At 50.9% G+C, this 23,535-nt stretch carries 21 protein-coding genes; 16 read left to right on the top strand and 5 right to left on the bottom strand.

All coding sequences use genetic code 11. The features are described 5' to 3' along the window. The first annotated feature begins 8 nt into the window (after positions 1–8). The 4 genes from BUB30_RS21320 to BUB30_RS21305 all read left to right on the top strand — a co-directional run bounded on the left by BUB30_RS21320 (position 9) and on the right by BUB30_RS21305 (position 7,460). Positions 9–455 carry a hypothetical protein gene (locus tag BUB30_RS21320; protein ID WP_073137993.1) on the top strand — a complete coding sequence of 149 codons (447 nt, stop codon included), beginning with the start codon at positions 9–11 and terminating at the stop codon, positions 453–455. Between the two features lie 251 nt (positions 456–706). Next, positions 707–1,048: a PadR family transcriptional regulator gene (locus BUB30_RS21315; protein WP_073137991.1), complete on the top strand. Its 342-nt coding sequence runs from the start codon at positions 707–709 to the stop codon at positions 1,046–1,048. After that, positions 1,045–3,696 (top strand): ABC transporter permease, encoded by a 2,652-nt coding sequence (locus BUB30_RS21310; protein WP_317044217.1) that lies wholly within the window; start codon positions 1,045–1,047, stop codon positions 3,694–3,696. Before BUB30_RS21315 ends, BUB30_RS21310 begins: the two co-directional genes overlap by 4 nt. 314 nt (positions 3,697–4,010) lie before the next feature. Next, entirely contained in the window at positions 4,011–7,460 is a 3,450-nt protein-coding gene (locus tag BUB30_RS21305) for a discoidin domain-containing protein (protein ID WP_073137989.1), read from the top strand. Here BUB30_RS21305 and BUB30_RS21300 read toward each other — a convergent pair. Both BUB30_RS21300 and BUB30_RS21295 read right to left on the bottom strand, forming a co-directional pair. Further along, positions 7,457–8,503 carry a hypothetical protein gene (locus BUB30_RS21300; protein WP_073137987.1) on the bottom strand — a complete coding sequence of 349 codons (1,047 nt, stop codon included), beginning with the start codon at positions 8,501–8,503 and terminating at the stop codon, positions 7,457–7,459. The two genes, BUB30_RS21305 and BUB30_RS21300, sit on opposite strands and share 4 nt — an antisense overlap. Beyond that, on the bottom strand, positions 8,500–9,111 hold the full coding sequence (locus BUB30_RS21295; RefSeq protein ID WP_073137985.1) for a DUF6436 domain-containing protein: 612 nt from the start codon (positions 9,109–9,111) through the stop codon (positions 8,500–8,502). Before BUB30_RS21295 ends, BUB30_RS21300 begins: the two co-directional genes overlap by 4 nt. Positions 9,112–9,741: 630 nt before the next feature. Between BUB30_RS21295 and BUB30_RS21280 the strand changes: the two genes are divergently transcribed. The 12 genes from BUB30_RS21280 (at position 9,742) to BUB30_RS21225 (ending at position 21,786) form a co-directional block, all read left to right on the top strand. Further along, positions 9,742–10,020 carry a DUF1905 domain-containing protein gene (locus BUB30_RS21280; RefSeq protein WP_073137979.1) on the top strand — a complete coding sequence of 93 codons (279 nt, stop codon included), beginning with the start codon at positions 9,742–9,744 and terminating at the stop codon, positions 10,018–10,020. A gap of 136 nt (positions 10,021–10,156) precedes the next feature. Further along, entirely contained in the window at positions 10,157–10,633 is a 477-nt protein-coding gene (locus BUB30_RS21275; protein ID WP_073137977.1) for a methyltransferase family protein, read from the top strand. Positions 10,634–10,735: 102 nt separating this feature from the next. Continuing rightward, positions 10,736–11,347, top strand: a complete 612-nt coding sequence (locus BUB30_RS21270; protein WP_143165023.1) for a hypothetical protein — start codon at positions 10,736–10,738, stop codon at positions 11,345–11,347. A 171-nt stretch (positions 11,348–11,518) separates the two neighbouring features. Beyond that, complete coding sequence (locus BUB30_RS21265) at positions 11,519–12,601, top strand: hypothetical protein (protein ID WP_073137973.1); 1,083 nt, start codon at positions 11,519–11,521, stop codon at positions 12,599–12,601. A gap of 580 nt (positions 12,602–13,181) precedes the next feature. After that, the gene (locus tag BUB30_RS21260; RefSeq protein ID WP_221408770.1) at positions 13,182–13,958 is read left to right on the top strand and encodes a hypothetical protein; all 777 of its coding nucleotides are present in this window, start codon (positions 13,182–13,184) and stop codon (positions 13,956–13,958) included. Continuing rightward, a complete protein-coding gene (locus tag BUB30_RS21255) occupies positions 13,958–15,778 on the top strand; it encodes a fumarate reductase/succinate dehydrogenase flavoprotein subunit (protein ID WP_073137970.1) in 1,821 nt (606 codons plus the stop codon). The genes BUB30_RS21260 and BUB30_RS21255 overlap by 1 nt, the downstream gene beginning before the upstream one ends. Positions 15,779–15,828: 50 nt before the next feature. Then, positions 15,829–16,584: a succinate dehydrogenase/fumarate reductase iron-sulfur subunit gene (locus BUB30_RS21250; RefSeq protein ID WP_073137968.1), complete on the top strand. Its 756-nt coding sequence runs from the start codon at positions 15,829–15,831 to the stop codon at positions 16,582–16,584. An 11-nt stretch (positions 16,585–16,595) separates the two neighbouring features. Continuing rightward, a complete protein-coding gene (locus BUB30_RS21245) occupies positions 16,596–17,129 on the top strand; it encodes a hypothetical protein (RefSeq protein ID WP_084138291.1) in 534 nt (177 codons plus the stop codon). Between the two features lie 20 nt (positions 17,130–17,149). Then, positions 17,150–18,427: an NfeD family protein gene (locus tag BUB30_RS21240; protein ID WP_073137966.1), complete on the top strand. Its 1,278-nt coding sequence runs from the start codon at positions 17,150–17,152 to the stop codon at positions 18,425–18,427. Positions 18,428–18,452: 25 nt separating this feature from the next. Further along, a complete protein-coding gene (locus BUB30_RS21235; protein ID WP_073137964.1) occupies positions 18,453–19,217 on the top strand; it encodes a slipin family protein in 765 nt (254 codons plus the stop codon). Positions 19,218–19,300: 83 nt separating this feature from the next. After that, entirely contained in the window at positions 19,301–20,341 is a 1,041-nt protein-coding gene (locus BUB30_RS21230; RefSeq protein WP_084138290.1) for a hypothetical protein, read from the top strand. 143 nt (positions 20,342–20,484) lie between these two features. Further along, complete coding sequence (locus BUB30_RS21225; protein WP_073137962.1) at positions 20,485–21,786, top strand: agmatine deiminase family protein; 1,302 nt, start codon at positions 20,485–20,487, stop codon at positions 21,784–21,786. Between the two features lie 20 nt (positions 21,787–21,806). On the opposite strand, the gene BUB30_RS21220 is transcribed toward BUB30_RS21225, so the two are convergent. From BUB30_RS21220 to BUB30_RS21210, 3 genes are read right to left on the bottom strand one after another with little or no spacing between them, the layout of a single operon-like run. After that, complete coding sequence (locus BUB30_RS21220; protein ID WP_073137960.1) at positions 21,807–22,856, bottom strand: type II toxin-antitoxin system HipA family toxin; 1,050 nt, start codon at positions 22,854–22,856, stop codon at positions 21,807–21,809. Next, a complete protein-coding gene (locus BUB30_RS21215) occupies positions 22,849–23,190 on the bottom strand; it encodes a HipA N-terminal domain-containing protein (RefSeq protein ID WP_073137958.1) in 342 nt (113 codons plus the stop codon). Before BUB30_RS21215 ends, BUB30_RS21220 begins: the two co-directional genes overlap by 8 nt. 4 nt (positions 23,191–23,194) lie before the next feature. Then, positions 23,195–23,410, bottom strand: a complete 216-nt coding sequence (locus BUB30_RS21210) for a helix-turn-helix domain-containing protein (protein WP_245804148.1) — start codon at positions 23,408–23,410, stop codon at positions 23,195–23,197. Positions 23,411–23,535: the final 125 nt, after the last annotated feature.

Here is a 23,535-nt window from a genome sequence, read left to right as displayed (position 1 = left end):
ATTATCCTATGCCGAACTCCATTCTTTCCCCCGATAAAATCCGGCCGCTGACCTTCCTGTTATTCCTGGTCACGTTGTTCTCCTGCAGCGCCTCCAAAGAGGAGAGCGCCCAGGACAAGATGCGAAAACTATTAACCTCCGGCACATGGAACGTGGTCGGTGTAACCGCAGACGGCGAGGACAAGACCGACGCGTTTGCAGGCCTTCGTTTGACGTTCACTGCCAACACCTACACGACCGATCAAGGCGACCCGGTTTGGCCGGCGTCGGGCACGTGGGCTTTTACCGATGATAAAGCAACGGCATTCACCCGCGATGACGACATGTTGGTGACCATCCGGTCGTCGACCGATACGCATCTCTCGCTATCCTTAATCTCCAATTATCCGATACTCGAAGAAGGCGGCAGGGCAGAATCGATCGCCGGCGAGTTTGTTTTTGAGTTTAATAAATGAAATGCAGTTAAACCGCAAGGAAGGGTGTAAAGTTAAGCTTTACGTTAACTTTGCTTGCCCGCCGAAGCTTTAGCGAAGGAGGGCGTCTTTGCGGTTAAATGCTTTCTTTCCCTCCCCCTGGCCGCATCCGGTCAACCTTCGTTCAACTACGGACTATGAAGGCCATCCAAACACGCTAAAAAATAACGTTACCCCCTATCCTGGACATTGGCACAATTATTATTCCTACATTTAGATATAATCATTCGGACATGAAGAAATATCAGCTCGGTGAATTTGAGGAAGTGGTGATTCTCACCATTGGGATCTTGAACAACGAAGCCTACAGCGTATCCATAAAGGACGAAATCGAATCCCGGCTTTCGCGAAGCGTGAGCATGGGTGCCCTTCACACGGCGCTCAGAAGACTCGAAGACAAGGGCTACTTAAAATCCTTTGCCGGTGAAGCCACGGAAGAAAGAGCCGGCCGCCCCAAGCGCTATTTTGAAATCACAGCCCTGGGCAAAAAAGCCATGGTATATTCGAAAGCCACTCGAGACGAACTCTGGAAAGCGATACCAAAGACCGTACTGCAAATCAACCTCGGAAGATGAAGCGCATGGAACCCAAAGAGGCCCCACCTCAATTCTTTCTTCGTTTCTTCCGGTGGTACTGCGACCCCAAGGTGCTCGGCTACATCGAGGGCGACCTCATGGAGGTTTATGAAAGGCGTTTGAAAACATTAGGAAAGAAAAAAGCGGACTGGAGATTTATCCTCGACGTGACCATGCTCTTCCGCCCGGGGATCATCCGGAAGGCAGGGAGCTCTAAAAATTTAAACCCATACAGTATGTATAAAAGCTATTTCAAGATCGGGTGGAGAAATCTTATCAGGAACAAAGGATACTCCTTCATCAACATTGGTGGCCTGGCCATGGGGATGGCGGTGGCGATGCTGATCGGTTTGTGGATCTATGATGAATTGAACTTCAATACCTATCATAAAAACTACAACCGCATTGCGCGGGTCATGCGAACCCTCCACGTGAACGGGGAAACGGTCTCCACCACGACCTTGCCAAACGCCCTTGGCGATGAGCTGAGAACCAAATACGGAAATCAATTCCAACAGGTGGTGATGGCGGCTTTGGCGGGTGACCATATCCTTTCGGCCTCGGGAGAAACAACGCTGTCGCTGCGGGGTGAGTTTGTGGAAAGTGCCGCCCCTGAAATGTTCACCTTGAACATGCTTCAAGGTTCGTGGTCCGGATTGAATGATCCGCATTCGATCTTAATTTCTCAGTCCGCCGCCAAGGCCCTTTTCGGAGACGACAACCCTATGGGCAAGCTCCTGAAGATCGACAACAGCGACCGGATGGATGTGAAGGTTGCGGGTGTGTATGAGGACCTTCCTTACAACACCGACTTCCACGACATGAAATTCTACGCGCCGTTCGACTTGTTGTTCTCGGCCAATGCGTGGGTGCAAAACGTGAGCTTCACAAACGACTTTCTCAATATCTATGTAGCGATCGCCGATCACACCACCTTTGAATCTGCTTCCACCCAGATCAAGGATGCCATCCTGAACAACGTCCGCGAAAACAAAGGTTATGTAGACGTCAACCCGCAGCTCGTCTTACATCCTATGAAAGATTGGCACCTGCGATCGGAATGGAAGAACGGCGTCATGGCGGGCGGCGCGACCCAGATCGTGTGGCTTTTCGGTATCGTCGGGGCATTTGTGTTGCTGTTGGCCTGCATCAACTTCATGAATTTGAGCACGGCCCGTTCTGAAAAAAGGGCCCGCGAGGTGGGCATCCGGAAAGCTGTCGGATCGGCGCGTCAGCAGTTGATGAATCAATTTTTCACCGAGTCGTTTTTAACGGTCGGCCTTGCTTTTGTAGTCGCCCTGGTCGCCGTGTCGACTTCCCTCAATTGGTTCAACCATTTGGCCAATAAGCAAATCGAGATGCCATGGATGAACACCTACTTTTGGTTGGCCAGTTTTGTTTTCATTTTGTTTACCGGGTTGCTGGCAGGTAGTTATCCCGCCCTTTATCTGTCCTCCTTCAACGCCGTCAAAGTGCTGAAGGGATCTATCCGTGTTGGCAAGCTTGCTTCCCTTCCCCGCAAGGTGCTTGTGGTGACGCAGTTTACGGTGTCGGTCACGTTGATCATCGGGACGATCATGGTCTACCAACAGATCCAGTTTGCCAAAAACCGCCCGGTAGGCTATAGCCGCGATGGATTGCTGATGATCCAAATGACCACACCGGATTTTCATGGCAAGCAGGACGTGCTTTTTACGGAGTTAAAAAATACCGGTGCCGTGCTGGAAATGGCCGAATCGTCAAGCCCGCCGACAGCCATCTGGTCCGAGAACGGCGGTTTTGATTGGAGTGGAAAAGACCCGGCATACGCACCTCAATTTGCGACCCTGACCGTGACGGCCGAGTATGGAAAGACCATCGGCTGGCAGTTTGTGAAGGGACGCGATTTTTCAGAAAACATTGCCAGCGATTCTGCAGGGTTTGTCATCAACGAAGCCACAGCAAAACTGTTGGGCTTTGAAAATCCCGTGGGTGAAACCTTGCGGTGGCAAGGCGGATGGCGCAGCAAATTCACCAGCTTCACCATCATCGGTGTGATCAAGGATATGGTCGTGAAATCACCATACGCTCCTCCTGTGCCTTCCGTCTTCTTTCTGAGTAAATACGGCACAAACTGGTTCAACATCAGGATCAATCCACAGACTAGTGTGGGCGAGGCGCTTCCCAAGATCAAAGCCGTCTTCAAAAAATTAATTCCGTCCGCGCCCTTCGACTATAAGTTTGCCGACCAGGAATATGCATTAAAATTTGCCGCGGAAGAACGCGTTGGAAAACTGGCTTTTGTATTTGCTGTGTTGGCCATACTGATCAGCTGCCTGGGATTGTCGGGGCTCGCATCTTTTGTTGCTGAGCAGCGCACCAAAGAAATTGGTATCCGCAAAGTGATCGGTGCTTCGGTTTTCAGTCTATGGAAAATGCTATCCAAAGATTTTGTTTTCCTGATGATCATCGCCTGCCTCATCGCGATTCCCACATCCTATTATCTTTTGGCGGCGTGGCTGGAAAATTATGACTATCGCGCGGAAATATCCTGGTGGATCTTTGCAGTGACCTTTGTTCTTTCTTTGGTCATTACCGTATTGACCGTCAGCTGGCAAGCCTTGAAAGCGGCCATGATGAACCCGGTGAACAGCCTTCGCTCGGAATGAGCCTGCCGTGTGCGCAGAGGCCTTAGCGTAGGAGAACAGTTGCCGTCAGCGAGCCTGGGCCGGAAGAGCAAAATGAACTGGCCTTCACGATTCCGAAAGCTGACCGCCAACCGGCGGGGCATCGGCCTTTGTCAGGAAACTATATTTTTCGCCCGATCGATAACCCAGTCAAATGCCCCGCATAAAATCTGGCGGGGATTCCAGCCTTTTGTAGACTGCACAAGCTTTTTTATGACGGCGACCTTCATAAATATCGCTATATTAGAGTGTGTCCTATCGTCCCCTACCATTGACTTAATCGTTCATTAGACCCTATGAAAAAAGTCAAAGCAAACCTCCCCCTGTTCCTGATGCTTTTTTCTTTTGCTGTAAAAGCACAAGTGGGTGTGCTGACCCAACATAATGATTTAAACCGAACGGGTTGGAATGCCCAGGAAACCATCCTCCATACAAAAAACGTGAAGCCGGGTTCCTTTGGCAAACTCTTTGTCCGCGCAGTAGACGATCAAATCTATGCCCAGCCTTTGGTCATGCTGAATGTCAACCTGCCGGTGGTCGGTAAGAAGAATGTTGTTTTTGTGGCCACGGTCAATAATACGGTATATGCTTTTGATGCCGACTCCGCCAAAGTAACGACGGCCTACTGGCAGGTAAATTTATCTCCCGCCGGAAGCCGGGCCATAAAAAATACCGACATGACGGGTGCCTGCGGCGGTGGCTATAAAGATTTCTCCGGCAATATGGGCATCGTGGGCACGCCCGTGATCGACCCTGCCACAAACACGCTGTATGTGGTCGCCCGAAGTGTGAATACCACCACCAACACCTTTCAACAGCACCTACACGCTTTGGATATCCTCACTGGTCACGAAAGAGCCAACAGCCCCAAACTAATAACGGCGCAAGTGAATGGTCACGGCAGTGGCAATGTCAATGGCGTCGTAAACTTTAATCCACAAAAGCAAAACCAGCGCTCCGGACTACTCTTACTCAACGGCGTTGTTTACATCGCCTATGCTTCACATTGCGATTGGGGACCTTATCACGGTTGGATCCTGGGCTATGACAAATCATCCCTGGCGCAGAAGATCGTTTACAATACGACACCCGAGGGCTACAACGGCGGGATTTGGATGAGTGGTGCCGCGCCGGCGGCCGATGAATCCGGCAACATCTATGCATCGGTGGGAAATGGGTCTGTCGGGGTGACCAATAACCCTTCCGACCTCACCAATCGTTCGGAGAGTGCTTTGAAACTGGTTCCCTCCGGATCTACATTAACGGTGAGCACCTTCTTCACACCAAAAAACATCGCGGAACTGGAAGCGACCGATCTCGATTTTGGAGTGACCGAAGTGTTGCTGATCCCCAACACCAACCGCGCCATGACAGCATGTAAAGATGGCCGCATCTACCTGCTGGACCGCAACAACATGGGAGGCTATAGTGCGACCACCAATAATGTCCTTCAGACCATCGATCTCGGAGCGACCGCTCACCTTCGTTCATCGCTGGGCTATTATAAAGGCCAGCAAAAAGAATTTGTATACTCCTGGTCCGAGAATTCTTTATTAAAGGCATATCCGTTTAATCGAAGTACCAACCTGTTCGATTTGAACAATACCATCAACAGCGGCGTGCAGGGTCCGGTCGGCAACAATGGGGCGGTGCTGGCGGTGTCTTCCAACGGGTCGGTGGATTCCACGGCCATCCTCTGGGCCAGTTTTGCTGCCAATGGCGACGCCAATCAATCGGTTCGCCCCGGTATATTAAGAGCTTTTGCAGCAACGGATGTGACCAAGGAAATCTGGAACTCGACGCAATACACCACCGACCCTCCGGGGAACTATGCCAAGTTCAATTGCCCAACCGTCGTCAATGGAAAAGTGTATCTGGCCACGTTCTCCAACCAACTGGTGGTTTATGGCATGACCGGAAATGTCCAGGCAGACCAATGCAGTTCACAAAACATCGGCTTGAAGAAAACGGCCGTGGCGTCATCAACTGAAAATGTGAACCGCCCGGCCAGCGCGGCCTTCGACGGCAACCTGGCCACACGATGGAGCAGTCTCGCCAGCGATCCCCAATGGATCTATGCCGACCTGGGTGAACGTTATGACCTGTGCAATGTCATCCTCCGCTGGGAAACCGCCGTCGCGAAAGATTTCAAGATCCAGGTCTCCGATGATGCCGCCACCTGGAAAGATCTGATGAGCAGAACGAACAACACCGCGCTTGAAAACTATTTGCCGGTGAGCGGCACAGGGCGGTATGTACGCATGTATGGGACAGCGCGCGGAACGCAATGGGGTTACTCCTTGTGGGAGTTCGAAGTGTTTGGAAAGAAGCACGTGGATTGTGCGACCCCGACTGCGCTCAGTGTTAACAACCTTTCCGAAAATGCGGCTTCGCTCCATTGGCAAGCCACCGGCGCTACAAAATTTAATGTTCAATATAAAACCGTGACGGCGGGTAGCTGGACCACGATCGCATCGACCACAAATTCCCTCACACTCACCGGGCTTGCTTGCGCAACCGACTATCTCTTTCAAATCCAAGGCGTTTGTGACGCAACTCATTCCAGCAACTACTCCGCGTCGACTTCCTTCTCAACGGTGACCTGCACCATCCCATGTTCTCCCCTGCCAACCCGATGGACGACAATGGATATTGGAGGGGTTGGCGTATCCGGCTCGGCTTGTTACAACAACGGGGTCTTCGAATTGCAGGGCTCGGGCGACGACATTGGAAATACGCAGGATGCTTTCCGTTTTGCTTTTAAAACCTTGGTGGGAAGCGGAGAAATAAGAGCGCGGGTGACAAGCATAGATCAAATCAACAATTTGAATAAGTGCGGGATCATGTTCCGCGAAAGCTTAACACCAGGATCCAGACACGCCTTCCTGGCATTGACCAGCGGCAACGGCCTCACGTTTCAAAACCGGATCGTCACCGATGACGTCAGCCATGAAGAAAATGCCGTCGCGGGAATCGATGCTCCGGTGTGGATCAAGGTAGAGAAGAACGGATCGGTCTACACGGCCTATCGCTCCGCGGATGGTATCGGATGGACACCAGTGGGCAATCCCGTAGACGCTGGTTTTGGTGCTGGTGTGCCGGTCTACGCAGGTCTGGCCATAACCAGTCATGACAATGCTGCGCTATCCGCCGCTCTGGTCGACAATTATCTTTTCGCGGGCATTTTGGAGATTGAACTTCAAAGTTTCACCGCCTCCGTCACGCTGACAAAAACCGTTGCGTTGGAATGGGTCACAACGCTCGAAACAAACATCAACAATTTCGTTGTCGAGCGCAGCGACAACATGCTGAACTTTACCGACCTCGACACGGTGGCAGCCGTAAGTAATGGCCGATTTACAAACACCTATGCCTATGAGGACACCGCCCCGCTTCAAACCATGAGCTATTACCGGTTGCGGATCACGGACAACGATGGCATCACCAGCTATTCGGCACCGGTTTCCATCTCCGTCATCACGTCCATTCAATCGGTCTTCGATGAAATCCCGCCGGCCGTCTATGCCAATCCTTCGCAAGAAGGCGTCATCCATGTTAAACAAGGAAGCGGCCGTATTAAAACGATCGCGTTATATGACAACACGGGACGATTGATGGTGCTCCGCGACGCGATCACTTCCGACATCACCGACATCCCCGTCCACACCTTTGCCAATGGACTCTACACGATTGAGATCAAAACATCAAAATTGGAGTATCGACAGAAACTGATGATCCGGAATTAATTCACGACACGCTTCACCAAGTCCTCGCTACTAGGATCTTCCGGCAACCCTTTGTATTCCGCCGCATCGAGGTTGACCTTCACCTCATGGAGAATATCATCCAGTTCAATCGAGGACGCTTTCAACAGGCGATGAATCTCCTGCGCATCCGGGCTCAGCCGATGTGTTTCGTAGCTCAGCAGGTTGACAAGTCCCTGGATGCGCGCCAACGGACTTCTCACTTTATGCGCATTGATAAAGGCGTGGTGGACAAACTTCTTATTCTGGTCAATGATGGTCAACGTTCTTTCCTTGACCAGGTCGTTGAGGTTTTCGTTGATCTGGGTCAATTCTTCCTGCGATGCCAGGAGTTCCTCCTCCGAAGCACGAAGCTCTTCCTCCGAGGCCGTGAGCTCTTCATTTTTTTCCTGCAGCTCTGCTTTTAACAGCAACTGTACTTTAAGATTCTCTGCATCCTGGATGGTGCGTTTATAGAATATATGGCTCCAGTAGGCCGACACGGCACAAACGCAGGCCGCCAACACGCCGTGGAAAATGAATGTTGTCAGATCCATGTAGTCCAGTTGGGTGAAATAGATCTCTTTATATCCCGCGAATTGAAGATAGGCAAAGGTGCCATGGTGCACCACCACGATGGCGATCAACGGTATTTGCAGTCTCCAGTTTTGATAGATGATCAGAATCGTGGAACAAATGAACACCCAAAAGTGCATTTCGGCCATGCCGTGCATCTGATAGATAAATTGTGCCGCAAAGATCGCCGAGACGCTACTCAGCACATATTGATAGAGGTCCGACTCCGGCAACATCTTTTTTGAAATGAAATACGCCGCCAGGCACAATCCCCCTACGGCAAAAGCCACCAGCCACGTGTCATAAAAAAAAGCGATGAATATCCCGAATACGAACATGGCGAAAAGCAATCCTTCATTTACTTTATCGGCAAATAAAAAAATTCCCTTCTTGATATCCGTCAGCTCGCTTTCGCTCAGTGCACCATAACTACCTGGTATTTGTCCGGTGCGGAATTCGAATGCATTCATTGTATCACCGGGGCTTCAGTTGTGGGGATGCTACAGCCATAGGATTGTATGGCGAGTTCATTGAACAGAGGCGGTCTCTTGTTGGCCACCAACGAATCAAGGGCCATTTGAACAAAGTTGCTTTCTTTGTTGGTGCAGTACCTGGACCGGTTATAATTTCCTCTGAAGTATAATCGATTTGATGTCTGTATGATGGCGGCCTGGGGGGTTGAATAAACACCACAGGCCTTTGCCAATTTCTTGCTGCTGTCAACAACGATCGTCACCCCGTCGCTGATCAGCCCCTTGGCGGGTTCGACCTTGTCTTCACTGTCTACCACGACGTAGAAATCAATCTCCTGGCTATACTCCTTGCGGAGTGCCTGGAAATGTTTCAGGTTGAATCGGGAGCACGGACATTCGGGGCTAAAGAAATGAAGCAGCTTCGGTTTTTTATGTTGCTGCGGGAGGAGTGCCGTATCGTATTGGATAAGCTCTTCCGGGTGGATCACCTGGTAACCGGCCGGCACAGGCGTGGGCGCCAGGTACTGCATCTCCTGATACCAAAAAATGCCTCCGATCGCCACGACGATACCGGACAGGATAATAATCAACGCAACTTTTTTCATTGGGGTCTTCTTTCAAAAAGTCAACACTACATACGCCTGCACCCGGACGGACGACTTCCCAACCGGCCGGTGCCAGCTTGAAATTTTCGTCCGGTAAGGTTGTGGCAGATAACAATCAGTTGACGCCTGAACCAGGCATCGTTTGACAACGGATAAGTGTCAAACACACAAATATAATGCCTTAGATTTCCAGAGAGCACTTGAAGTAACCAGGGTTCGATTATAACGTTTTCGAGGCCTTTTTTCATTGTGAAAAATAGAATCATCATACCCATCAGCAAAAGCGGAATGTCAAAATGGGAACATAAAATTTCAATTTGGTAACGGTGGGCCTATGCCATCGGACGGCTGCCTTCGGGGCAGCTTCAGTGGACTGTATAAGGACCAAATCCTGGCAAATGTCGCCCTGGGCGAAAGAAAAATGTTCGGCCCTGCCAATTCCTATTTATGCGTTGATTTTCAGTTCGTTAGAGCCTACTCCTTGCTCGTTTTTTCAGGAAAGGACCAACCTAGGTCAACTTCCCGGGGTGTTCCTGGCGCGATCGACCCCGTAGTTTGTCGTCTGCCACACCGCCTCACGGCAGATTTTCTTGCCACCTTTACTTTCAGAAAATCACAAACAAAAAAGCCATGACAAAGAAAGCATTAGCAACTTTCAAGGCCGTTCTTCAAAAAAGTCCCTCGAAGGGAGGATGGACATTTGTGAAGTGGCCCAACTCCGCAGCATTTTTCGGAACAAAAGGACTGGTCAAAATAGAGGGCACCGCCGACGGACATCCGTTCCAAAGCGCATTCATGGCCCTCGGCGATGGCACTCATAAATTGCCCATCAAATCTGAACTGCAAAAGAAGATCAACAAAGCTCCGGGCGATCCCGTAACGATTTGCATCAACAGTAGAAGGAAGTAGAATTCGCCGGGCTCGAAGCAAGGCCTCTGGGCGTCCTTGGCTCGCTGAACCAGACGATCCGGGATGGCATGTGCGGAATTTTTTCGATACTTTAACAATCCCTACGGGCAGTTTTGGGTAGGAAAGCATCGCCGCTATGAGCATGTCGTTATTCTTGAGAAATCTGTTTTTTACCATCCTGCAACCCGGCGTGGTGGCGGGGCTGATCCCTTTTCTGATCGCCCGGAAAAATTTTGAGCATAGTGCCGACCAGGCATTCCAGATCCATCACTACGCTGGCATTGCGGTCTGCCTTACAGGGATCGGGATAACCCTGCACTGCATCGCCAATTTTGCCATCCATGGCCGTGGCACGCTCTCGCCCGCCGATCCAACCAAGCAGCTTGTCATTTCGGGGCTCTATAGGTTCTCGCGCAATCCGATGTATGTTGGTGTTATGCTGATGTTGATTGGTGAGGCCATTTTTACTCAATCGACTGGTCTGCTGGTATACAGCATCGGGATCTTCACAGCTTTCAATCTGTTTATTGTGTTCCGCGAAGAACCGCGTCTGAAAAAAGATTTCGGGACAAGCTATCACGAATATTGCAAAACGGTGAGACGCTGGATCTAGCATGACAGATTCACAAAACTCTCTTGCTACCGCGGAACCTAAGAACGCTTTGATGCGTACCCTGGGATAAACGATCAAACGCAATCAATGAACACACGCCCGATGTCTCACCATTCCCCAAAACAGAAGTTGGTATTTTTAGTGGCCAACGCCACGTTTCTAATCGCTTTTTATATTCTTCGAAGCCTTATTTTGAATTTGAACGCATGGCTGTTTTCATTCATGGTGCTCGTGGAAGGATGCATTATTCTCGGCCTGATCGTTCCCCTGTTTTTTAAACGATTCAGAACCCGGGAAGGCGTTAGGGTGTCATTCCTTCATGTTATCCTTATACTATCCGTCTTTTTTTACGTCGGTCACCTGGTGACCGTGCCGGCGTTGTACCTCTATCACTATCGCGCCATTTCGGTTTTTACAAAACATAAAAATGACATACCCGAGGCCGATCGCACGAACGGTGATTGGATATTGAACGAAAAAGACTTTATCGTCTCTCCGGAAGAAAGAGCGATACTGGAAAGCAACTACGCCGCATCGAGCCCATGCTATTTCCAGGATGGATTCTGCTATTTCCAACTTGGCGGAATGCTTCACAACACCGGCGGATATGCCCTGCGCATCGATAAGAATAAGACGGCTCCCGGCGCTTTTGGGTTTGGACGAGTTAACGGCACCACACCACTTGTTGGTGACTGGTTCTATTACTATAAATAATATCGGGCGCGACCAGAATCTGACTTGAATCCTCCTCTTTCAACCAAAATCAACCCCATGATCGCATGCATGTCCTGACAAGTGTGTTCGCCTATCACCCTATGACCCAAAAAGGTGATAGACAGCCATGATCCTGGCCAATACCTTTGCTTCGTCAAAAAAAGGTTGGTTATGAAAAAAAATAGGATTCACCAGATTCAGGAAATGCCGGGCGGCTTTGCCCGTAGCTTTTCCATGCTTTTTGTCGTGGCCATCGTATTGGTCACGTCTTGCAACAAAGACGACGCGCCATCCCCCAGCGGATCCAACGCGGCCTGTCAGCTCGTCACCCAAACCAGCACGGTTACGGGGAGGTATGATGTGGCGGTAACCTATACGTACAAATCGGTGTACGGCATTTCGTACGATGAGGCTGGAAATCAGACGGAACAGTCCTATCAGTATGATTATACGTATAGCGATGGAAAAACCTCCACCTCAACATCAAAAATCAGTTTTCAATATGACGACAAAGGATTTGTGTTGCGGCGGGTCTCGCAATACAATGGTACGGACAGGGATGGCAAATCGACGTTCGAAACCTCCAATGGAGATTTCACTTATACGAATGATCGCCTGACCAAAGAAGCCTATGCCTACACCCGCGACGGCAAAGTGACAAACTATGCGACGCAGTTTGAATATGACGATAGTGGAAAACTGATCAAATACTCCAATACCTACAACAACTCGTCGGTCAAAATTGAGTACAACGGCGATGTTGTTTCGAAGATCACGAAAACCGACGGCGTGGGAAATACCATCACTCCATTTCTGGAGTATAATCAGAAGGGCTTACTCACCAAGTCGATAGAAACCGATGGGGGGTATACGGAAGAATATCACTATGAATACACGTCAGAGGGTTTAGTGGCGCGCGAGGAACGGTATATCAATGGAAAACCATCGTCGGCAACCGTCTACGAATATGACACCAAAGAAAATCCAAATGCTTACGTCTATGCGCGCCAGAAGGGATATCCTGTGGTTCCCTCCACGAGAGCAAATTTCACCTCCAAGCGCAACATCACCCGGTTGAACTACCTTACCTCAAATGCTGCCATGACCGGCTTTGAACCCAGCAGTTCCACGACTTACGTTTATGACTACAATGCGAAGGATTTTCCCACCAGCTACACCAGCCAGACCCTGGATAAAACCGGCGTACAGACCGGTACAGCGAACACAACATTTGAGTACAAAGGCTGTCAGTAATATCTATTTTGTATTACCGTGCCGCCGTCAATAGGTCAGGTAGTAAAAGGGCTTCGAGTAATCGAGGCTCTTTTTGTTGTGCTCCATTGACAGCAGCAATCCATCTGCTGCCGTTTTACCCGGGTTGCAAGCAAGCTTAAAAGGGTTGAAGTCGGAAATACACTAAAAACTGGACAGCTTTCGATACATGTCCAATTATTGGGCAAAACTGGACGTATATTGAAGCCTGTCCAGTTTTCTGATGTTACCGTTCCGTGTCATTCTCTATTGGAAATTCTCAGCATGGTGAGCCTTCGTACGCAACGGATGTACTAGCGATTTTTGTTGACTTGAATCCGGTGTTTATGACCGTTTAAGGCGGTTTAAACGCCAAATTTCCGTTTGTTTTTAGCATTATTTTTAACTAACATCATACAAGAATTCGACGCCGGTCTAGGGGCGTCGAGGCGCCTGAAAACATCTCGCAGGTTTGGATCGTGAAGAGAAATAAAACACGATTCTGTAACACCTGAATCCATTTCTCATCTAATGCCGAAAATGTAATGACATAGGAAGGAAAAAGACTTAAAACCAACTGGCCGTGAATCATTTTGGCCAAACAGCGCGAAAAGATCTCTGGTGGGTACGCCCGCTGTTGGTCTTTATTGGTCTTTTCTCGTTCATCGTCTATGCCACCTGGGCGGCCTTCCAGGGCGAACACTACGCGGTCGGCCCCTATATTTCCCCCTTCTATTCACCCGAGATCTTTGGCAACTCCCCCCATAGCTGGTTTGGTCCAAAACCTTCCTGGTGGCCGACGGTATTGGGGTTTTCTCCGGCGCTGCTCATTCTCTGGGCACCAGGCGGTATGCGGTTCACCTGTTACTACTACCGGGGGGCCTATTACAAATCGTTTTGGGCCGATCCGCCGGCGTGTGCCGTATCGGAACCCCGCAAAACCTACCGCGGCGAAAACTCCCTGCCGCTCATTTTACAAAACGCTCACCGCTATTTTCTATACCTGGCCATACTCTTTGTCATCGTGCTTTTCTATGATGCCTGGAAGGCCCTGTGGTTCACCGACCCCACAACGGGTCAGGAACATTTTGGGATGGGGGTGGGCACGATCGTGCTCACGCTGAATGCGACCCTGCTGGGCGGCTATACGTTCGGTTGTCACTCTTTCCGTCACCTCGTGGGCGGATTTAAGGATCAGCTTTCAAAGTCGCCGGTGCAACGAAAGGTCTACACATGCGCCAGTTGTCTGAACAAGCGACACATGAACTGGGCATGGTGTAGTCTCTTTGGCGTTGCCTTTGCCGATATCTATGTACGCCTTTGTTCCATGGGCATCTGGACCGATTGGAGGATCTTCTAATGACAAACTACGAAACATATCACCACGACGTATTGGTCATCGGCTCCGGCGGCGCCGGGTTGCGGGCCGCCATTGAAGCTTCTGCTGCCGGTGTCTCCGTCGCTGTCGTCTGCCGCTCATTGCTGGGAAAAGCACATACGGTGATGGCCGAGGGCGGTGTAGCCGCCGCGTTGGGCAACGTTGACGACCGCGACAATTGGAAAGTTCATTTTACCGATACCCTTCGCGGTGGACAATACCTGAACAACGAACGCATGGCCGAACTCCACGCCAAGGAATCGCCCGACCGCGTGAGAGAACTGGAAGCCTGGGGCGCCGTGTTCGACCGGACCGATGACGGAAGGATCTTGCAACGCAATTTCGGAGGCCATAAATATCCACGCCTCGCACACGTGGGCGACCGGACCGGCCTCGAAATGATCCGCACCCTGCAAGACTACACCATCCACCTCGGCGTGGACATCTACCAGGAATTTACGATCGTGAATTTGCTGAAAGAAGGCGACAAAGTTGTCGGAGCTTTTGGCTACGATCGGGAGAAGGGCCTCTTCAAAGTGTTTCATGCCAAGGCGGTGATCATCGCCACGGGAGGCATGGGAAGAATTTACAAGATCTCCAGCAACAGCTGGGATTGTACGGGCAGCGGCATCTCGCTGGCGTATCATGCCGGCGCAGAACTCATCGATATGGAGTTTGTCCAATTTCATCCTACCGGTATGGTATGGCCTCCCAGTGTTCGCGGTCTGCTGATCACGGAGGGGGTACGCGGTGAAGGCGGCGTGCTGCGAAACAATGCCGGTCGTCGGTTTATGTTCGACGATGTGCCGGAATCTTACCGCGCCCAGACGTCGACCAATGAAGAAGAAGGCTGGCGCTATACGCAAGGCGACAAAAATGCAAAGCGTCCACCCGAGCTGCTCACGCGCGATCATGTGGCGCGTTGCATCATGCGCGAAATAAGAGAAGGACGTGGCTCCCCGCATGGAGGTGTCTACCTCGACATCGCCTGGATAAAAGAGAAAATCCCGAATGCCACGGAACACATCCGGCGAAAGCTGCCCAGCATGTATCACCAATTCAAAGAACTCGCCGGCGTCGACATCACGAAAGAAGCCATGGAAGTAGGTCCGACCACGCACTATATTATGGGCGGTGTGAAAGTTGATGCCGACAGCCAGATGACCAGCACACCCGGACTTTTCGCCGCAGGGGAATGCGCGGCCGGTCTGCACGGGGCCAACCGGCTCGGCGGAAACTCCCTTTCCGATTTGTTGGTGTTTGGAAAACGTGCCGGCGAATATGCAGCAGCCTATGCCAGGAACACGCCTGCCGGAAAGATCAACGAACGTGAAGTGCAGGAGATCGCCACGGCGGCGCTCGCGCCTTTTGAAAGAGAATCGAGCGCAGCGGGAGAAAACCCATTCCAGATCCAATACCAGTTGCAAGACCGGATGCAAGAGCTGGTGGGTATTGTTCGAACCGGAAAAGAATTGGAAGAGGCCCTCAAACATATCGGTGAGCTCAAAGAGAAGATCATTCGCGTGGCTTGCAGCGGAAACCGGGGATATAATCCGGGTTGGCACACCGCGCTGGAGCTGACGCATATGATCACCGTGGCCGAAGCCATCGCCCGAGCAGCACTCCAACGGAAAGAAAGCCGTGGCGGCCACTATCGCGAGGATTTTCCGGAGAAGAGCGATGCGTTTGGAAAGGTGAACATCAACATCAAAAAAGACGACAAAGGGGAAATGACGGTCACCCAGGTGACGAAGCCAAAAATGCGCGACGACCTGCAGCAGATTGTCAATGAAATGAAATGACCGGCAACGGGAACAATGATCGCACGACCTAAAATAAAAACATAGTGCTTATGGCCTCTGTAACGTTTCAAATCTGGCGTACGCATGCGAGCGGTGGGCAACTTCAGGAATATAAAACTGAAATTTCGGAAGGCATGGTCGTGTTGGATGCCGTTCATCAGATCCAGGCGGAGCAAGCCAACGATATGGCAGTGCGCTGGAATTGTAAGGCCGGGAAGTGCGGATCGTGTTCAGCCGAAATCAATGGCCATCCCAAACTGATGTGCATGACCCGCATGAGCGATATGCCCCAGGACAAGCCCATCACCATCCACCCGATGAAAGCGTTCCCCGTGATCCGCGACCTGGTCACCGATGTGTCGGTGAACTACCGGATGAAAAAGAAAATAAAAAAGTTCAAGCCAAGACCCCCGGATGCGCCCGACGGCACCTGGCGCATGGCGCAGTCGGACATCGACCGGATCCAGGAATTCCGGAAGTGTATCGAATGTTTTCTTTGCCAGGATGTCTGCCACGTGTTGCGCGAACATCAGCTTCATGAAGAATTTGTTGGCCCGCGCCACATGGTCTATACCGCAGCTTTAGAAATGCATCCCCTCGACGTGGAAGATCGAAGGGAAGAATTAAAAAATACGGGTGGCATCGGTTTTTGCAACATCACCAAATGTTGCACGACGGTGTGCCCGGAACATATCACGATCACCGACAACGCGATCATCCCCCTGAAGGAGCGTGTAGCCGACAGGTTCTATGACCCCTTGATGCGGCTGCTCCATTTGTTCAGTAAGAAAAAAAATAACCATTAAGTCCCAACGCCATGATCCCACAAACACAGACGACCGAAAAAAGAGAGTTTGCGTTAAAGCCACTTTCAAAAAGCGGAATCGACGCTGCCCTGGAGAAAGCCGAGCAATACCGGCTGCTCAACCAACCGCGACTGGCCGAAAGCATATGCCTTGATATTCTGGCTGTCGAGCCAGGGCATCAAAAAGCGTCTGTTGTTTTACTGCTGGCGCTGACCGACCAGTTTGGACAATCTTCTGCCAAAACAGCAACCCAGGCCAAAGACATTGCCAATAGTTTATCGGACGAATACGACCGACTGTATTATACCGGCATCATTCACGAACGCCAGGGCAGCGCCTCCCTGAACGCGCGCACCCACGGCTCCGATTTCGATGCCTATGAGTGGTACACGGAAGCGATGGAGTACTATGAAAAAGCCGATGCCGTCAACCCCAACTCCAAAAACGAAGACCCGATCCTGCGCTGGAATACGTGTGTCCGTATCATCTCCGAAAATCATCTCCGGCAAAGGCCGTTGGATGACCTGCTTCCGGCGCTGGAATAGTTCGACCAAAATTCCTTTTTATGAAGACCCGGCTTTCGGTTCTCATCGTGCTCATCCCATCCCTGCTCCTGGCACAGAAAAAAGTAGTGTCCATACAAATTGATGGGACCATCAACCCGGCATCGGCGGAATTTATTCACCGCAGCATCGAAAAAGCCGGCAAGGAAAATGCAGAATGCCTGGTGATCCAGTTGAATACACCGGGTGGGTTGTTAAAATCGACACGCGTCATTGTCAGTGATATTTTGGAGTCACCGGTGCCGATCGTCGTCTTTGTTTCTCCCGGGGGAGCGCACGCCGGTTCGGCTGGCGTCTTCATCACACTCTCGGCCCACATTGCTGCCATGGCCCCCGGCACAAACATCGGTGCGGCCCACCCGGTGGATTTGCAGGGAAAACTCGATACGGTGATGAGTGAGAAAGTCACCAATGATGCGGCCGCTTTTATTCGTTCCATCGCGGAGAAGCGAAAGCGCAATGTCAAGTGGGCGGAAGAGTCGGTGCGCAAAAGTATTTCGATCACAGAAAAAGAGGCCCTAAAAAAAGATGTGATCGACCTTATTGCAGAAAACACAGAAGCCTTGTTAGATCAGATCGACGGCAAGCCCGTCACTGTCGCTTCAAAAACAAAGACGCTGGAAACCCGCGACGCGAAGATCGAGTTGGTCGAAATGGGGATGTTTGAAAAAATTCTTGATTTGATTAGCGATCCCAACGTTGCCTATATCTTCCTGCTGCTGGGACTGTACGGTATGCTCTTCGAGCTTTATAATCCGGGCGCCATTCTTCCCGGCATTGTCGGCATCATATGTCTTACGCTTGCCTTTTATTCCATGCATACTTTGCCGGTGAATTATGCCGGCTTGTTGCTCATCGTTTTTGGAGTGATCCTGTTTCTGCTCGAAATCAAAATTGTGAGTCACGGGATGCTCACCCTGGGCGCGATCGTTTCGTTGTTGCTCGGATCGATGATGTTGATCCGCCCGGATGCCGAGCTTGCGTTTCAGCATTTGTCGTGGGGCGTTATCATTTCGGCGGTGGGATTTTCCGCGCTGTTCTTCCTGGTCGTGCTGGGCATGGGCATCCGGGCGCAACGCCTGAAACCGGTGACGGGCGTGGAGGGAATGATCGGCGAGATCGGAGAATCCCTCGAGGTGCTTAACCCCGTGGGTACGGTCCGTGTACACGGCGAAATGTGGCAAGCCGAATCGCTCACCGGTCCCATAAAGAAAGGCGCCAGGATCCGCATTGCCGGGATAAAAGACCTGCTTCTGTTTGTAGAGACTGCTATTGAATAACAATTGAAATAAACCGTATATGGTTATGAGAATATTCGCATTGGAAGTCGTACTGATCGTGGTCTTCAGCATTATCATTCTGGCCAACTCCATACGCATTTTGCGGGAATACGAACGGGGCGTCGTCTTTCGCCTCGGGCGCTTGGCGGGCGGCGGCGCCCGCGGGCCGGGTTTGATCCTTCTTGTCCCGATCATCGACCGCATGGTGAAGGTCAGCTTGCGCACGGTGGTCATGGATGTTCCGCCGCAGGATGTCATCACGCAAGACAACGTGTCCATCAAAGTGAACGCCGTAGTTTACTTCCGCGTGATCGCTCCACAAAGAGCCATTGTCGAAGTAGAGAATTTTCTCTTCGCCACCTCCCAGATCTCGCAGACAACATTGAGAAGCGTATTGGGGCAATCCGAACTTGACGACCTCCTCTCGCAGCGCGAAAAAATAAATCAAAAGCTTCAACAGATCATCGACGCCCATACCGGTCCCTGGGGGATCAAGGTCTCCAATGTCGAAGTGAAGCAAATCGATTTGCCACAGGAAATGCAACGGGCCATGGCCAAACAGGCAGAGGCCGAACGCGAAAGACGATCGAAGATCATCGCGGCAGAAGGCGAGTTCCAGGCCTCCAAGCGACTAGCCGACGCGGCCAAGATCCTGAGCGAAGAGCCCAGCGCACTCACCCTGCGCTACTTGCAAACCCTTCGTGAAATTGCAACCGAAAAGAACTCCACCACCATTTTCCCTGTCCCCATCGACCTCTTAAAGCCATTTCTCTCCGGTCACGAAAAATAAGACTGATCTTCTTTCATAAGATGCGCATGAGCAGAACCAGGGTCTTGGTTTATATCCTTATATTTATTCCCTGAGCCCTGCCCATGAAAAGTATCAACCTGAAATTATCCCTACTCCTCTTTTTGCTTTTCCTCGCGGCGTGGCAACAAAACGCGTTTGCACAAAAGCCTCTCGCTCCTGGCGAACAACCCCAGCTGACCGTCGACAGGCAGGGAACGGTGCGGGTGGTCTTCGGCGAAAAAGATAAGATCTTCTATTCCGTATCCAAAGACAAGGGGAACACGTTCTCCAAACCCGTTTTGGTCGGTGAGGTCAAGGAGATGCATCTGGGAATGACCCGAGGTCCGCAATTGGCGAGCTCAAAAGACTATTCCGTCGTTACCGCCATCGACAAAAAAGGAACCATTCACGCGTTCCGGCTAACGCATAAAACTAGTCAATGGGAAAAGATCAAGAACGTGAACGATGCCGAAGCCTCCGCGCCGGAAGGATTGATAAGCATCGCTGCCGACGATAAAAATAATTTTTATGCCGTTTGGCTCGACTTGAGAGATAACAACAGCAACAACATCTGCTTTGCCACCTTAAAAGAAAATTCGGGCTGGTCGAAAAACAAATTTGTATACCGGTCGCCGGAGGGCCACGTTTGTGAATGTTGCAAGCCCTCCGTGGTCGTGAAAGAAAACAGGGTTTCGATCATGTTCAGGAACTGGCTCAAGGGATCAAGAGATCTTTATCTCACGAGCTCTTCCAATGGCGGCGAAACTTTTTCAGATAGTCAAAAGCTTGGCAATGGAACCTGGCCGCTAAAAGGATGCCCCATGGACGGCGGCGGATTGACCATCGATGCCAGGAACAATGTCCACACCGCCTGGCAGCGCGACGGTCAAATTTATTACGCCCAGCCGGGCCAGCCAGAACAGATGATCGCCGAAGGGCGAAGCGTTGGCATGAGTGGGACCTTGTTGACCTGGGAAAAAGGCTCGGACATAATGATAAAACCCCTGAACGGAACACCTCAAAAGATCGGGGAAGGAACAGCACTCAAAGTGTATGAGTTTACGGACAAGTCCATCCTCGCCGTTTGGGAAAAGGACAATCACGTGGTGTTCAAAAGAATATAGATCGACAGATCAGCGGATAGCGATCACCCTAATCAACGGGGCCCAAACAATTTTAAAAGACCGGGGCCGAGGGATGAGCAGAAGGAAAACAGGGATACTATTTTTTAAAGACCAGAACGTATCTTTAAATAACTTCTTTCTCCATGAATCGACCCATACGCTTCCTTCTTTTATTGCTCATTCTCGCGTCGTGCTCAAAGCCCGTGAAAACAAACTTCTACATGCCCGCCGAGTGGGAACCACATGACGCCGTGTGGCTGGGGTGGGAAGAAGCACACCTGACCTATCACCCCGTGGTCTTCAAGATGATCGGAGCCTTAATGCCCCACGTGCAGGTAAAAATTTCTGCGAATTCCGACAGCCTGCTGCGTGTAGCGAAACGGATATTATCCGAGCAGTCCATCGACACCACGCGTATAAAATTCTACGTGCACCCCAGCGACCGGTACTGGATCCGCGATCACGGCGCCGCCTACCTGGTCAACAGCAAGGGCGAACTGGGTGTGGCCGATTTCTCCTGGAACAGCTATGGCTTTCCATATTGGCTGCAGGAAAAATTTGACAACAACATGGACAGCGTCAAAAAATATTTCAATCCCGAACGGACCAAGAAGCTCGGCCAGGTGGATAGCCTCATGGCCGTCGCCGAACATGCAACACGCCTGAGCACTTGGGTGGTCCATGAAGGTGGTGCGATCGAAGTCAATGGACAAGGCACGCTGATCCTTTGCGAGGCCACCGTCTTTGATCGCAACCCCGGCAAAAGCAAAGAGGCGCTTGAACCCGAATTCAAAAGAGTGTTGGGAGTCGAAAATATTATCTGGATGAAGAAAGGCCTGGCCGACGACCCCAAGCATTTCTTCCGTCGGATCGTCGACAATTATGTCGGTGGCGGAACGGGGGGCCACACGGATGAGTTTGTCCGCTTTGCCAATCCGCATACCATCATGCTGGCCTGGGTGGAAGAGCGCGAAAAGGATTTAAATCCCATCAACAAAATGAACTACGAGCGCATGTCCGAAAACCTGAAGATCCTCGAAGCCGCGCGCGACCTGGATGGAGAGCCGTTCAACATCGTCAAGGTGCCCCTGCCCGATCTCGCAGCGCGAAAAATTGTCGCCCGCGTCAACGTCGATGACTCGCCAACAACCCTCGACGTCCGCCTCCGCTCCTTCAAGCCATCGGAAGCGCCCCACGCCGGCGACACGTTACTCCGCGTGCCGGCCTCGAGTTATATGAATTACCTGGTCACCAACGGTGTGGTACTCTTGCCGACGTATACCGCTACGGGCTCGTCGCGTGAAAAAGAAGAGCGTGTCCGCAAAATATTTGAAGAGCAGTTTCCGGGACGGGAAATCATTTTCATCGACGCCCTGCCATTGAATTGGTCCGGCGGAGGCATGCATTGCTCGACACAACAGCAGCCGGCGGTGGGTAAACATTAGCCCGGACCGTACTTGGATCGTTATCCCAACAGCAAATTTCTTTTGGCGTTATAATGAAGCAAGTATGTTTTTTTGGTTTCGGTATTCAGGAAGGATCGGCCAATCAACGCTTCCACCAACGGCTGCCGCACCCGGAAAGGGGCCATAAGTTTTTCGGCTCTTTGATCCGCAATTCCCATCCGACGCGCCAGCTCCAAAAAGTCGCTTGCAGAAGCATGACTGTTTTTCTTCCAAGCCGGCGACTGGAACGCATCGACGAACAATCTTCTACTCAATGCAAAATCCGTGTCCTCCACATGAATGCGGGTGTTCACCAAGTCATAGGCAGGACTTAACAGATAATCGCCCGCCACGCTCTCCAGCAAGGAGAAATTTTTCATGTGCGCATCGCCGTTGGAAAAGGCATAGTTGTAAACCACTAGCCTAAAATATTTTTCAATTTCAATCCGCCAGGCCGGAACATAGCGCTGGATGAGCATGCCGATCTCTTCGTAACTATATTCATATTTAAAATCGGCCCCGGCAGTGTCTTTTGTTTTCCCGGCCAGTGTAGCAAAATCTTCTTTGCCCCACTTGCCGCCTTCAGGTCTCACATCAAATCGTTTTGTGATATAAGCCGGCGAGCCATCTTTGAAAAAGATCATGGCGCTCTCTGCCGTATTGATGCCGTACACCTGTTTTGCAATTTGCATCGTCAGGTGTTCATTGGCCGGCACCTGGTCCACTTTTTTCAAGTCGCGGGGAATGGGCTTCAGGATATAGGTTCCCTGTTCGCCTGCATTGGTGAGGCGTAAAACATTTTTGGTGAGCACCATGCTCAATTTCTCTTGTACACCCGAGATGGAGATGCGCTTGCGATTTTCCAGGAATAGCTCGGCAACAGATTCGCTTTTTGACGGCGTCTCGTAAGGCAATACATGGCTTACTTTTTTGGTATGAAACACATGCCGCAAGGCGGCTGGACTATACGTATCAAAACCTTCCGCCAACGTTCCAGGGCACACGGTGACCTTGACCTGCGTTGGGCGCACAGGTGTCTTTTTTGTTTGATGGGTTTGTTTCTTATTCATCTTCCTTCACCGTTTCATCCGGCGTCACCGTGATCGCACCGATCGTATCGGCTTGCGCTGTGGCCAGCAATAATCCAAAATGATCCGCCTCGTCGATCCGGAGCACCGTGCTTTGAAGTCTTTTGTTTACACCCTCGCTGAGCATGTTGAAAAAAAATGGAAAAAGGTATTCGCTGTGGTATTCCTTTTGCGTTTTCGGGAGCGTCAGGCTAACGGCAGGCTTATTCGGATCGGCATACCAGGCCGCATCGTAGGAAAAGGTGTAGTTTTTACGATCGCGCTCGATGATATAGCCCACCAATTCACCATTTCGATAGACCTTTCCTTTTCGCATAGCGCTATACGGCAGGTTTTCTGATCTCCAACTTCAGGTCCATCCCCATAACATCGGCCAATTTGCTCAAGGTCTCCGCCGTGGGATTGCCTTTGCCGCTTTCAATTTCTTTTAGCGTTCGAAGGGCTACACCGGAGAGTTCAGCCAGGTGAAGCTGCGTTACGCCGAGAGTTTCCCTGCGTTCTCTGAGGGTCTCGTATAGATTATTGAGGTGCATCATAACACACTTTTAGTGTCTATTATCGATCAAATAACTCCAAATTTTGAATCTAAGTGCACCATTACGCACTTTTTAAGTAAATATCGAAGAAAAATCACCAAAATAGTAGTAAAAAAGGCATTATA

This window comes from Chryseolinea serpens, assembly GCF_900129725.1.
GTDB classification, from domain to species: Bacteria; Bacteroidota; Bacteroidia; order Cytophagales; family Cyclobacteriaceae; genus Chryseolinea; species Chryseolinea serpens.
Note: the sequence above shows the minus strand (reverse complement) of the source record. Positions and strands in the feature narration are given on the sequence as shown.

Coding starts and splice junctions, on each gene's coding strand:
- BUB30_RS21320 (WP_073137993.1), top strand. CDS start 9: ATGCCGAACTCCATTCTTTCCCCCGATAAAATCCGGCCGCTGACCTTC.
- BUB30_RS21315 (WP_073137991.1), top strand. CDS start 707: ATGAAGAAATATCAGCTCGGTGAATTTGAGGAAGTGGTGATTCTCACC.
- BUB30_RS21310 (WP_317044217.1), top strand. CDS start 1,045: ATGAAGCGCATGGAACCCAAAGAGGCCCCACCTCAATTCTTTCTTCGT.
- BUB30_RS21305 (WP_073137989.1), top strand. CDS start 4,011: ATGAAAAAAGTCAAAGCAAACCTCCCCCTGTTCCTGATGCTTTTTTCT.
- BUB30_RS21300 (WP_073137987.1), bottom strand. CDS start 8,503: ATGAATGCATTCGAATTCCGCACCGGACAAATACCAGGTAGTTATGGT.
- BUB30_RS21295 (WP_073137985.1), bottom strand. CDS start 9,111: ATGAAAAAAGTTGCGTTGATTATTATCCTGTCCGGTATCGTCGTGGCG.
- BUB30_RS21280 (WP_073137979.1), top strand. CDS start 9,742: ATGACAAAGAAAGCATTAGCAACTTTCAAGGCCGTTCTTCAAAAAAGT.
- BUB30_RS21275 (WP_073137977.1), top strand. CDS start 10,157: ATGAGCATGTCGTTATTCTTGAGAAATCTGTTTTTTACCATCCTGCAA.
- BUB30_RS21270 (WP_143165023.1), top strand. CDS start 10,736: ATGTCTCACCATTCCCCAAAACAGAAGTTGGTATTTTTAGTGGCCAAC.
- BUB30_RS21265 (WP_073137973.1), top strand. CDS start 11,519: ATGAAAAAAAATAGGATTCACCAGATTCAGGAAATGCCGGGCGGCTTT.
- BUB30_RS21255 (WP_073137970.1), top strand. CDS start 13,958: ATGACAAACTACGAAACATATCACCACGACGTATTGGTCATCGGCTCC.
- BUB30_RS21250 (WP_073137968.1), top strand. CDS start 15,829: ATGGCCTCTGTAACGTTTCAAATCTGGCGTACGCATGCGAGCGGTGGG.
- BUB30_RS21245 (WP_084138291.1), top strand. CDS start 16,596: ATGATCCCACAAACACAGACGACCGAAAAAAGAGAGTTTGCGTTAAAG.
- BUB30_RS21240 (WP_073137966.1), top strand. CDS start 17,150: ATGAAGACCCGGCTTTCGGTTCTCATCGTGCTCATCCCATCCCTGCTC.
- BUB30_RS21235 (WP_073137964.1), top strand. CDS start 18,453: ATGAGAATATTCGCATTGGAAGTCGTACTGATCGTGGTCTTCAGCATT.
- BUB30_RS21230 (WP_084138290.1), top strand. CDS start 19,301: ATGAAAAGTATCAACCTGAAATTATCCCTACTCCTCTTTTTGCTTTTC.
- BUB30_RS21225 (WP_073137962.1), top strand. CDS start 20,485: ATGAATCGACCCATACGCTTCCTTCTTTTATTGCTCATTCTCGCGTCG.
- BUB30_RS21220 (WP_073137960.1), bottom strand. CDS start 22,856: ATGAATAAGAAACAAACCCATCAAACAAAAAAGACACCTGTGCGCCCA.
- BUB30_RS21215 (WP_073137958.1), bottom strand. CDS start 23,190: ATGCGAAAAGGAAAGGTCTATCGAAATGGTGAATTGGTGGGCTATATC.
- BUB30_RS21210 (WP_245804148.1), bottom strand. CDS start 23,410: ATGATGCACCTCAATAATCTATACGAGACCCTCAGAGAACGCAGGGAA.